Consider the following 11,611-nt stretch of genomic DNA (forward strand, 5'->3'; position numbering starts at 1 on the left):
TATTTTGCACGATTTTATCGGGGGGGGAATTTTGCTATCGCTGCGCAAATGCACTCTTTCAGGGCAATAAATGCCTGATTTTTGGGCAAGATAATTAACGGCTTCGGATAATAACAGAGTGAAAGTATTTTAAATCAATGGATTAGAGCTTGTGCTTAGATCGCAAATTGCGATCTAAATCAAATTAAAGTGCTAAAGATAACCGCGCCGGGGCCGACATAACCTCCGACAAGAAGTTAACAACCATATAACCTGCACAGGACGCGATTATGTCTTCTCATCCGTATGTCACCCAGCAAAATACCCCGCTGGCTGACGATACTACCCTGATGTCCACTACCGATCTGCAAAGCTATATCACCCACGCCAATGATTCTTTCGTGCAAGTGAGCGGCTATACCTTGCAGGAGTTACAGGGTCAGCCGCACAACATGGTGCGTCACCCGGATATGCCAAAAGCGGCGTTTGCGGATATGTGGTACACCCTGAAAAAAGGGGAACCCTGGAGCGGTATCGTGAAAAATCGCCGCAAAAATGGCGACCATTATTGGGTACGTGCGAATGCGGTGCCGATGGTGCGCGAGGGCAAAATCAGTGGCTATATGTCGATTCGCTCCCGGGCGACGGATGAAGAGATCGCGGCGGTAGAGCCGCTGTATAAGGCGCTGAACGCTGGACGTACCAATAAACGTATGCATAAAGGGCTGGTGGTACGTAACGGTTGGTTGGGAAAACTGCCGTCATTACCGCTTCGCTGGCGAGTGCGTGGGGTGATGACACTGATGTTTATCGTGCTGGCGGCCATGCTCTGGTTTGCCGCTGCCCCGGTGGTGACGTATTTCCTCTGTGCGTTAGTGATGTTGTTGGGAAATGCCTGTTTTGAAAGGCAAATTGTACGCCCGATAGAAAATGTCGCCAGCCAGGCACTGAAGGTGGCGACCGGAGAACGTAATAGTGTTGAGCATTTGAATCGCAGCGATGAGCTGGGGCTGACATTACGCGCGGTAGGGCAGCTTGGCCTGATGTGTCGCTGGTTGATTAATGATGTCTCAAGCCAGGTTTCCAGCGTCAGAAACGGTAGTGAGGCGCTGGCAAAAGGCACTGATGAACTGAACGAGCATACTCAGCAGACGGTAGATAATGTCCAGCAAACTGTAGCGACCATGAACCAGATGGCGGCGTCGGTGAAACAGAACTCAGCCACAGCATCGGCTGCCGATAAACTTTCTATCACCGCCAGTAATGCGGCTGTGCAGGGCGGGGAAGCGATGACCACGGTGATCAAGACGATGGACGATATCGCCGACAGTACCCAGCGCATTGGCACCATTACTTCGCTGATTAACGATATTGCGTTTCAGACCAATATTCTCGCCCTGAATGCGGCGGTGGAAGCGGCGCGTGCCGGAGAACAGGGCAAAGGTTTTGCAGTGGTGGCAGGGGAAGTGCGTCATTTAGCCAGCCGCAGCGCCAATGCTGCCAACGATATCCGCAAGCTGATTGATGCCAGTGCTGATAAGGTGCAATCCGGTTCGCAGCAGGTACACGCCGCCGGACGGACGATGGATGATATTGTGGCGCAGGTAAAAAACGTCACGCAGTTGATCGCCCAGATTAGCCATTCAACGCTGGAACAGGCCGATGGGCTTTCCAGCCTGACCCGTGCGGTGGATGAACTTAACCTGATCACGCAGAAAAACGCCGAGTTGGTGGAAGAGAGTGCGCAGGTGTCGGCGATGGTGAAACACCGCGCCAGCCGACTGGAAGACGCGGTGACGGTGCTGCATTAATCGGTATGCCGCATCCGGCGGTTGGAGCACGATGCCTGATGCGATGCTGGCGCATCTTATCAGGCCAACGGGGCGCGTAGGCTGGATAAGGCGTTTATGCCGCATCCGGCAGTTGGTGATTAATCCAATTGCGTAATATCAAAAGCGGCGCGGTCGATCACCGCAATGATCTTTTTTATCTGCGCGTCGCTGATGTCGCTCTGATTGACGCGTAAATCCAGCACCGCTTTAAAATTATCCAGCGCTCGCTTCATTTGCGGGTTCTGGCGCAGCGCCGCACCAACGCAACGTGCTTTGATGCGTTCTTCAATCATCTCCACCTGTTCGCGGTTTTCTTCCAGCCACTGCGCGCCCTGTTCGGTCAGCGCAATCTGCTTCTTACCACCTTCCTCTTCGCGGATGGTAATCAGTGACTGCTCCTGCAGAAAATCCAGCGTCGGGTAGATGACGCCTGGGCTTGGGGTGTAATTCCCCTGGGTCAGATTCTCAATCGCTTTAATCAACTCGTAACCGTGGCTGTCATCGCGCGAGAGAATATCCAGAATCACCAGACGCAATTCACCGTGACCAAAGAAACGTTGCCGACGACCGCCGCCGCGACGCCCCCCGCAGCATTGACCGTGTTCATGCTGGTGACCGTGTCCGCAGTGCTCGTGTTCTGACTTCTCACCTTTGCAGCAGCCTTCATGGCGTGGCTGGCCTTCATGTTTACAACACCCTTCGTGATGATGGCTCATATCAGCCTCCTTTTGCTTAATTAGATATATCTAATTTATATCTAGTGTGAGAGTTCTTGCAAGTGTAAAAATGATTTTTGAACGCAGATGTACTCAACATGTCGGCCGGATAAGGCGTTCACACCGCATCCGGCAGCCTTGCTATGGCGCTGAATGCCTTCACATACTTCAGATATATCAGTTCTACAAATCGCTTGCATTTATCATGATTAACAATCATTATCATTTGCGAAATTTATTTAGATATATCTGATTACCATCACGAAGGCGATAACAATGAATAACTCCCCCCGCTACCCGCAGCGCGTTCGCAATGATCTGCGCTTCCGTGAACTGACTGTGTTACGCGTTGAGCGCATTAGCGCCGGTTTTCAGCGCATTGTCCTCGGCGGCGAGGCGCTGGACGGCTTTACGTCGCGCGGCTTTGACGATCACAGCAAACTCTTCTTTCCTCAATCTGACGCTCACTTTGTGCCGCCAACAGTAACGGAAGAGGGGATCGTCTGGCCGGAAGGACCACGTCCACCGTCGCGTGACTATACGCCGCTGTATGACGAACAACGCCATGAACTGGCGATCGATTTCTTTATTCACGACGGTGGGGTCGCCAGCGGCTGGGCGATGCAGGCGCAACCGGGTGATAAACTCACGGTGGCAGGACCGCGCGGTTCGCTGGTGGTGCCGGAAGATTACGCGTATCAGCTGTATGTTTGCGATGAGTCCGGGATGCCCGCACTACGCCGCCGCCTGGAAACGTTGAGCAAACTTGCTGCTAAACCGCACGTTACCGCGCTGGTCAGCGTGCGGGATAACGCCTGTCAGGATTATCTCGCGCACCTTGATGGTTTTAATATCGAATGGTTGGCGCATGATGAGCAGGCGGTAGATGCGCGTCTGGCGCAGATGCAAATCCCTGCCGATGATTACTTCATCTGGATAACCGGTGAAGGGAAGGTGGTGAAGAATTTAAGCCGTCGCTTTGAAGCGGAACAGTATGACCCTCAACGGGTACGCGCAGCGGCTTACTGGCACGCGAAGTAACTGATATATGAAAAGAAAAAGGCTGACGATTTCTCGTCAGCCTTTACTGTATTTGGTGGCCCCTGCTGGACTTGAACCAGCGACCAAGCGATTATGAGTCATGAGGCAAGTCCATTCTATATTGTTTTGGTTTGTTCGTAATTGTTTTATTAATTGTTTATAATCAAGTGATTATGTAATTGCTTCTGTTTCCGCTTGGTTCCGTTTTTTCTCCATTGTACGATCGTTACCTGACCCATTACCTGACCCAAATTTACGAGTTATTTTGATTGTTACTGGTTTAGAAAAGAGGTTCTATGGCCGTCAATCTAACTGAAACAGCTATCCGAGCATTGAAAGCAAAAAAGACATCGTTCTATGTCTGGAGCAACAGTTCTCAACGTGGCACTGGACGACTTGGCGTCAAAGTTCAGTCTTCTGGCAGCAAAATTTTCTATTTCCGCTATTACGTGGAAAAAGGGAAAAAAGAAAGATTCATTCAATTGGGTATATGGCCTGAGATGAAACTGGCTACAGCGAATGAACTGGCAAAAAAGTATGGTGCCTGGCTCATTGAAGGAAAGGATCCCCAGACAGAACTGGAGCGACAACAGCTTGCAGAACAGCAGCGGATACAACTCCATCAATCACAGGGCTCATTTGAAGCATTGATTCATGGTTATGTTAACAAAATGAAAATTGATAATAAGAGAACATGGCAGGATGTTCTGAAACGCCTTGAAAATGAATGCTATACAGTGATCCCCCGTGAGACTAAAGCTAAAGATGTGACTTCCGGACAGATTAAACATATCCTGGCCGGGATCATTCAGCGCGGTGCAGTGGTTCACTCTAACCGGATCCGTTCTTACCTGATGGCTGCATTTAACTATGGTCTGAAAGCTGATAACGATCCGATGAACACAAGTGTAGGGATTACTTTTGGGCTGGAGGCTAATCCGGTATCAGTGATACCGAAACAGTCATCTGCTGAAAAAGTCGGTGACACCTGGCTGACACTCGAAGAGTTGCGTTTTCTAATGGAACATTTTGCTGAAGCAACCAACGTTGGATTATTGATGCAACATTTGATCCGATTCTGTATCTATACCGGGGGGCAACGTCCCTTCGAAATGATCGCCAGTCAGTGGTGTGATGTTGATTTTCAGCAAAAAACGCTGCTGGTGACTGCGGATGTCTCTAAAAATAAGCGAGAACATTTGATACCGTTGACTGAATCAGCATTACAGGAATTATCTTGTGTGCAGGAGTTAACAAAAGAAAAATCGAGCCCTTACATTTTCCCGCTTTCGACTAATGGTAAGCGTCCGGTTCGTACGGACAGTCTGGCTCGCGCTATCATGTATTTCCGGGCTTGTAATCCTGACTTTAAAATTTTTACAGCACGTGACTTACGTCGGACCTGTAAAACGTTAATGGGAGAAGCTGGAATCAGTAAGGAAATCCGCGATCGTATTCAAAATCATGCGTTGAACGATGTCAGTTCAAAACATTATGATCGATACGATTATTTGCCAGAAAAACGCAGAGCACTTGAGATCTGGGAGGACCGAGTTAATAACCACCAACAGCAGACAGGTAATAATGTTGTTAATCTGTTTGGTAGAAGGTGAGGGCGTTCCTGATCGTTGTACGACTTGAGTACAATTGATGAGTATTGTTGATGCGCCTGGCTCTGGTATTGTTTACTATAATTATTGAGGTAAATTTTCGTGCCTGTATTACTCAGAGGGGATTCTAAAATGGCTGTAATTCCAATGTCTTACTCCCCTGCTACTGTAGCCCGTCGTTTTTCGATACTGGATGGAGTAACTATTCAGGGCGTGCTTTACCAGATCATCTGGGATCCAAAGACTCCGTTTGCTGCGGTAATCGAAGCTGCACCTTCTGTTATTGATGGTGATGTTCGCCATAAGGTTGTTGCCACTCTGGAGCTTCAGCGTCGTCCCCGACTTGAAGGCGTGTTTGTCCAGAAATTCTGGGAAGAACAGGATGTTGCTCAGATTGAAGGGATTGTTGTCGATGGAGCTGTACGCGATGTTGGTCTTGCAACGTTTGTTTATGAAACGATAGTCACAAAAGCGGGCGTTGTACTATTAAGTGATAACGAGCAATATGAAGGAGGAAAAGCTCTCTGGCAGCATATTGCGCGTCGTTCAACGAATCTGAAGGTGTTTATTTTAGATACTGATTCCGCACGGTATTACCCGTTTGATGGCGAACGGATCAGTTATGACGGGGAAAGCATCCCGGAATCAGAAATCTGGAGTGAACATCCTGAGCGAAACAAACACGCTGTCGTTCTTGTGGCCGAATCTGTTAATGGAAAAGCCGCATAATTTGCCGATTGCCTCGTGTTCCTAGAGCTCTGGCAACCTGAAGCAGAACAAACAGGGGATAACCGGGCTGTTATCCCCTCAGTGATCTACTGCCCGGTCAGGCATTTTCCCCATAAAGGTCGAATCACATCTCTATCTTCACTGTAGGGAAATCTTTTATTTTTTTTCTTCTGTTCCAACAGGAATGCGTCGATTTCGTTATTGATAATCTCCTTAACAGTGCGGCGATAACGGTTTAGCGACGTATCACTTATATTTGTCTTTGGCAGGCGTAAACTGGTATCGGCTTTGATGTCTTCATTTATGCCATCTTTAACTTTTCGTTTTGGACTATCCGGAATCCCTTCATGCAGATCATAGGCTTTCAGCCCTACAAGTCGTACGGCAACGTCAATCTTCTCTGTTCGTTTTTGTTTATGACTTTCTAACAAAACTTTATTTTTTTCATACCATTTTTGAAATGTTTCCAGCCGCCTCTCATTATCTTTACTGAGCTCCAGGAGAGAATAAAATTCAAAACTATCTGTTATATTAATTTCACTCTCTGATGCCGGAGGTTTTATTCCTAGAAACTCTATCTCATTTTGGGATGATTTCTTGTATTTCTTCTGCAGACAATGGCAAAGATAAATTACTGCATCCTGAAGGGTATTCGTGTGAATCAATCTCAGAAGTTCATCACGTTGTATAGTTATCTGGCAATAATCCTTTTCCCATGCAGTTGTATGCTTGGTTTCTGTCTCTTTATCTGGAGTAACTGTTGCGAATTTCCATGTATATCGGATAAAATCTGTTGGTTTAAAATATTCCATGGTTTTGTTGAACCAACCAATGATTTCATTGGCATAAAGACGGACATATTCATCGTATATTGACTTAATTTCATACCAGTTGGCGACCCGACACAAATTATTCACGAATTCTGAACGTCCTGTTTTCAACAGTTGTTCTTTCAGTCTGATTACATCCTCGGTCTTTTGCTCCAGACAATCTCTGAATATTTTATGTTCCTCTTTAAAGGGGGATAGCCATTCTGGGAGGTCTGTATTATTTTTCTTGTAGAATCCGTTAACCGTCATACCAATAACTCTGGCAAGTATTGCTGATTCATCAATTTCATGGTATTGATTCAGGTGTGCCAGTAACTCTGAGGTGCAGGAGTGTGCAACAGACAGATCCTGATGGCAATAGCCCTGTCGGGTTTCTGCTGGAATTGGTGAACTCCAGGCTTTACATTCAGTCAGAATATTAAATAAATCATCTCCTACAAACTTTGCCAGTTCAGGTGTTTTCCAGGTTCTCGGTCCCGGGCTGATAAAGGTTGATGTTGTCTGTACCTCTTGCATCGCCCCCCAGGTTTTCAGACTGATATTTCCTTCATCAAAACCATTGTATAAATGGCACATAATATTAAGCGCATCTGTAAGATTAGAATTAGTGAGTAGGGGTAATGTAGATTCTTTAATAATAAGCTCTGGTTCTTCCGCGTTTCTTTGTTCTCTAAATATTCTCAAGAGCTCTGTATTAGCACGTAATGCAGAGAGAACTCTGTGCTGTTCTTCAAACCAGGGGCAATATTCTGGATTCTGATATAGCTGACGAGCCTTAAAGATGAGCAAAAGGAGTTGTTCGGAAACCGCCTCGTATATGCCAGGGAATGGATGGGATTCGCCAGATAAAACACGATCATACTTTTGTTGCATTGTCCGAGTTACCATGATGTCAGAAGTTTTCTGCTTGCCACATATTGGCCCACTGTCAGACAGAATCGATGTCGTCCACTGAAATGAAACGTTAATCCTGAGCCAGCCGCAGATTACGTGGATAGCTTGTGTACATTTGTTTATATCCTGAGATTTTATACATTATTTACGATCATTTTCTCCTGATTGTGATTGTCTCCGTCAGTTACCCCTGCGTCTTCTGTATAAGCGTATTTACTTCATTTTCCGATCATTCGTAGCCTGCTTCTGTCTGTTCAGCAACAGATTGTCTTTTCCTCCGCTTGTTGTAGCTTATTTTTGTGATGATTATCACAAATTAGATGGAAATATTTCACCTTCCTGCGACTCCTCCATGCCTTGTTTGAATTTTACATGGATTTATTTATATATCCCAACCTGATTTTAGTCAATAGAAATCGTCATAATGGATTTTTAATATTAATTTTTTGTTTTTATTTGTCGTAGTTTATTTTTATTTGGCTCTATATGTCTTTATTTTTTCTATTAAAAGCCATTTTAACATTGCAATTCAGTATTTTGACCTATAAAAATCATAGTATTACATTTATTTGCAAGGTGTTGGCTGGATGAATGACAGTGACTTTCACTCATTGTTTATCCGGGAAACTTAGTCATTTCATGCTCATGCCGGAAATAAAAAGTATTGATATATCAGGAGGGTAGTATGTGGCTTCCATTAACAGATGAACAGCGTCTGGTCATTTTGAAAGCTTATGGGATTGAATGCGACAGACTGGTACGTGAAAAGGAACGATATGAGATCACGTCAATTTCTCGTACACAAGCGTGGAAACTTGAACGGGAGGGAACATTTCCATCACGTAAGTCTATCGGAAAGAAATCTTGCGGATGGTTGTTAAGTGACCTTCTCTGCTGGATACAGACCAGATGAACTGTCTGTATTTTCAGTATATCCAGTCTGTATAGCAGCTATTGTTGCTATTGTAGCGGAAATAGCTGCTATAACCGAAAGTTATTACGAAAAAAGGAAATATTTATGTCTTACATCAAACCGGATACTCCGTATCCAGTATATGCGCAACCATCAATGACTGGAAATGCAATAATTGAAACTCAACACAATGAAAAAGCATCTCTGACTATGACTACCACATCATTATTAACAGCGATGTCAATTGCCTGTCAGAATCAGATTGACGTGTGCAACCCCGGAAATTTACGTGGGCCTGTTAATATTTACACTATGGTTCTGGCTGATTCCTGAGAAAGGAAAAAGACCGGGGGGAAGGTGTTAGTGAAATAATTTTAGGAGGTGTTAAGAATGAGAAACATGAATGATATTTCGTGGTAAATAACACAGTATGAACTGAATTAACCTTATCGGTTTATTAAACATCAGATCTACAGATATTCTGTATTTCTCAGAACATTAGGTCTGAACAGCAGCTATTTCGCTATTATAGCGGGAGTTGCTGCTACTTTACTAACCCATTAATGAAAAGAGAGGCTTTTATGTGCTTACTTGCACCAGAAAATCCTTATCCGATATATGCACTACCACCGCTGGTGAGAAATGCAATAATTGAAACTCAAAAAAATACACAGGCACCTTTGGCTATGGTGGCGACATCCGCATTAACAGCGTTCTCAAGTGCCTGTCAGAATCAGATTGACGTGTGCAGACCTGGAAATTTACGTGGGCCTGTTAATCTTTACTCTCTGATTCTGGCTGATTCCGGTGAAAGGAAAACGACCGTGGATAAAGTGTTTATGAAAGCATTTTATCTCAGGGATGAAGCCCTGGCGGAAGAATACGCGAAACTGGTTGAGAATTACAGTACAGAAAAGGAAATATGGGAGCAAAAGCAAAAAGCACTGGAGTCAAAATTGCATAAAGAAATTCGCGCCGGTAAAGATTGTAAGGCAACAGAGTCAGAGCTTAAAAGACATCTGAATAAATGTCCTGTTCCGCCGCAGATACGCCGGACAATTTTCAATGAGACAACGATAGAGGGAATGTTAAAATATTATTCCGACAGCAATCGCTCTTTTGCTCTTGTATCCAGTGAAGGAGGAATAATTTTTGACGGCCGGGCAATGAGTAAACTTGGAATACTTAACTCTTTGTGGGATGGTGGTTCTCTTTTCATCGACAGGAAATCATCTCCCGGAATTATTTTGAAGGATCCAAGACTGACGGTATCGGTGATGATTCAGCCTGATGTTTACCAGAAAGGTTTTTGTACGCGAAAAAAAGAACTTGTGAAAACGTCAGGACATCATGCAAGGTTTTTGATGTGTCAACCAACATCAACGCAGGGGACAAGGATAATAACCGGAGATAATTATTCATCACAGTATCAGGATTTGTTTGAACAGAGGATCAATGAGCTTATTGATGAAAATCTGGCGATGAGTGGTGAACGACGTTGCCTTCACTTTTCTCCTCAGGCTGCCAGAATCTGGACGGATTATTACAACGATGTGGAATCGAAGCTGGGGGGATTGGGGCCTTTAAGACATTGCCGGGAATATGCTGCTAAAAATGCAGAGTATATGGCAAGACTGGCAGGACTTATTCACCATTCGAGCGGTGAAGAGGGGGACATTTCCCCTTACACTGCAGAAATGGCGAGAGAATTAGCAATATGGTACGGTAATGAGTATGTGCGGTTGTCTAATCCGTTAACTTTTGACAACCCTGCCCTGACCGTACCTGTGCGACTCATTCCAGAGGAGCTTGAACTTTTCAACTGGATAAAAAGCTATTGCATTGAGAAGGGGATCCCCTGTATGAAAAAAAATGATATTTTACAGCGTGGTCCGAACCGTTTCCGGAAAAAGGATAAAATCAACTGGTTACTGGATTTACTGTATGAACAAAACAGAGTTGTACCGGTTATTGAGGGAAAAACGTTGTGTGTCGCACCTAACTTTGACCTCTGAACGACTTAATCGTTGAGTAACATATAGTCTCCTCTGCTACTTGCGGAGGAGACTAATGCCTTTACCATGTCAGCGTTGTTGTATTAGAAAACTCTGGTACAGGTCAGTCAGTAAATATAACTGGTGTAACCACTATTTACTATTGGATAGAGTGTTGCTCAGGATATTGTCGGCTTTAGTCTGAGGTGAGGTGGGACCTTCATTGTTTTCGTGTTCAATAAATAATTTAGGTTAATTAGTATTATTAATGGGAGTTATGTTATCTGTTATGTTGTCTCTTTTTATCGTAATGTCACTCCTCTTTATGTTATGCTGAGTATTCTGTATGTGCGTAATGCGTCTATCCCATATACTACAGTGTGGAGGTGTATGGGGTTTAGTTATATGTAAATTATGTTACTACGCTCATAGCGTAATATTGAGATAGTTAATCCACTGAATGTATGTCTGGTTTGTATTTAACACTAGTTACGTACCAGAACACTATTAGAGTATATTGTCTTTAGTTCGTACGTTATAGCTCCATTACAGTTTATAAGTATGGGTAAATATAATATTTTCTGTATAAATAATCTTCTTATTGTGAGGTTAAATATCTGTAGGCTCTCTCTGCAGAGTCTCTGTTTTTACTTAATGGTACGGCAATATTAATAGCGATGTTGCCTGTGGCTATTCGATAGCTGACTTTTGTGAAGATCAGATTACTTCCTGTAAGTGATTGAATGGTGCTTTCTTAAATTCAATTATATTGAGGTGTGTTTTTGCCATTGTAATTCTTACTGGTCCTCTGTTTAAGAGAGCCTCACTGTATTCTGAAGTATTACCTCATTGTAATGAGGTAATACCAAACAGTTTTATCAGGTTGTCTGTACTGCTGGTTACCTCGTTTATTAATGCCGTGGCACGGCGTTTATGTACTCTCAGTATTTACGTAATTCCCTCTTCCTGTGAATTTTATAAAGTAAGGACTATAAAATGTATAATGCCAATCCCAATTACGAAATGAATTTCGCGATTCTGAAAGATGTGAATTGTAGTGGTCAACAAAAACT

General features: G+C 44.3%; 8 protein-coding genes and 1 pseudogene. 7 read left to right on the top strand and 2 right to left on the bottom strand.

The features are described 5' to 3' along the window. Window positions 1-269 precede the first annotated feature (269 nt). Complete coding sequence (gene aer / locus FEK50_RS09695) at window positions 270-1,790, top strand: aerotaxis sensor receptor Aer (protein WP_131160934.1); 1,521 nt, start codon at window positions 270-272, stop codon at window positions 1,788-1,790. A 119-nt stretch (window positions 1,791-1,909) separates the two neighbouring features. On the opposite strand, the gene nfeR is transcribed toward aer, so the two are convergent. Then, window positions 1,910-2,527 carry a DNA-binding transcriptional regulator NfeR gene (nfeR, locus tag FEK50_RS09700; RefSeq protein ID WP_130260140.1) on the bottom strand — a complete coding sequence of 206 codons (618 nt, stop codon included), beginning with the start codon at window positions 2,525-2,527 and terminating at the stop codon, window positions 1,910-1,912. Window positions 2,528-2,803: 276 nt separating this feature from the next. Between nfeR and nfeF the strand changes: the two genes are divergently transcribed. The 3 genes from nfeF (at window position 2,804) to FEK50_RS09715 (ending at window position 5,907) form a co-directional block, all read left to right on the top strand. Continuing rightward, on the top strand, window positions 2,804-3,568 hold the full coding sequence (gene nfeF, locus FEK50_RS09705) for an NADPH-dependent ferric chelate reductase NfeF (RefSeq protein ID WP_131160935.1): 765 nt from the start codon (window positions 2,804-2,806) through the stop codon (window positions 3,566-3,568). Between the two features lie 296 nt (window positions 3,569-3,864). Further along, window positions 3,865-5,181, top strand: a complete 1,317-nt coding sequence (locus tag FEK50_RS09710; protein ID WP_023486172.1) for a site-specific integrase — start codon at window positions 3,865-3,867, stop codon at window positions 5,179-5,181. Window positions 5,182-5,310: 129 nt separating this feature from the next. After that, window positions 5,311-5,907 (top strand): hypothetical protein, encoded by a 597-nt coding sequence (locus tag FEK50_RS09715; RefSeq protein WP_032228599.1) that lies wholly within the window; start codon window positions 5,311-5,313, stop codon window positions 5,905-5,907. A gap of 86 nt (window positions 5,908-5,993) precedes the next feature. Here the strand turns inward: FEK50_RS09715 and FEK50_RS09720 are convergent, their stop codons facing one another. After that, a complete protein-coding gene (locus FEK50_RS09720; protein ID WP_171025402.1) occupies window positions 5,994-7,625 on the bottom strand; it encodes a hypothetical protein in 1,632 nt (543 codons plus the stop codon). Between the two features lie 691 nt (window positions 7,626-8,316). Here FEK50_RS09720 and FEK50_RS09725 point away from each other — a divergent pair. The 3 genes and pseudogenes from FEK50_RS09725 to FEK50_RS09735 all read left to right on the top strand — a co-directional run bounded on the left by FEK50_RS09725 (window position 8,317) and on the right by FEK50_RS09735 (window position 10,559). Beyond that, complete coding sequence (locus FEK50_RS09725; protein ID WP_109955253.1) at window positions 8,317-8,544, top strand: AlpA family phage regulatory protein; 228 nt, start codon at window positions 8,317-8,319, stop codon at window positions 8,542-8,544. Between the two features lie 105 nt (window positions 8,545-8,649). Then, window positions 8,650-8,874, top strand: a pseudogene (locus FEK50_RS09730) (DUF3987 domain-containing protein); the annotation flags it as partial. A gap of 251 nt (window positions 8,875-9,125) precedes the next feature. Then, window positions 9,126-10,559 carry a YfjI family protein gene (locus FEK50_RS09735; RefSeq protein ID WP_000335694.1) on the top strand — a complete coding sequence of 478 codons (1,434 nt, stop codon included), beginning with the start codon at window positions 9,126-9,128 and terminating at the stop codon, window positions 10,557-10,559. The last annotated feature ends 1,052 nt before the right edge of the window (window positions 10,560-11,611 follow it).

The organism is Escherichia sp. E2586 (assembly GCF_005781105.1).
In the GTDB taxonomy this organism is placed as follows: Bacteria; Pseudomonadota; Gammaproteobacteria; order Enterobacterales; family Enterobacteriaceae; genus Escherichia.

Coding starts and splice junctions, on each gene's coding strand:
- FEK50_RS09715 (WP_032228599.1), top strand. CDS start 5,311: ATGGCTGTAATTCCAATGTCTTACTCCCCTGCTACTGTAGCCCGTCGT.
- nfeR (WP_130260140.1), bottom strand. CDS start 2,527: ATGAGCCATCATCACGAAGGGTGTTGTAAACATGAAGGCCAGCCACGC.
- FEK50_RS09735 (WP_000335694.1), top strand. CDS start 9,126: ATGTGCTTACTTGCACCAGAAAATCCTTATCCGATATATGCACTACCA.
- FEK50_RS09710 (WP_023486172.1), top strand. CDS start 3,865: ATGGCCGTCAATCTAACTGAAACAGCTATCCGAGCATTGAAAGCAAAA.
- FEK50_RS09725 (WP_109955253.1), top strand. CDS start 8,317: ATGTGGCTTCCATTAACAGATGAACAGCGTCTGGTCATTTTGAAAGCT.
- nfeF (WP_131160935.1), top strand. CDS start 2,804: ATGAATAACTCCCCCCGCTACCCGCAGCGCGTTCGCAATGATCTGCGC.
- FEK50_RS09720 (WP_171025402.1), bottom strand. CDS start 7,625: ATGGTAACTCGGACAATGCAACAAAAGTATGATCGTGTTTTATCTGGC.
- aer (WP_131160934.1), top strand. CDS start 270: ATGTCTTCTCATCCGTATGTCACCCAGCAAAATACCCCGCTGGCTGAC.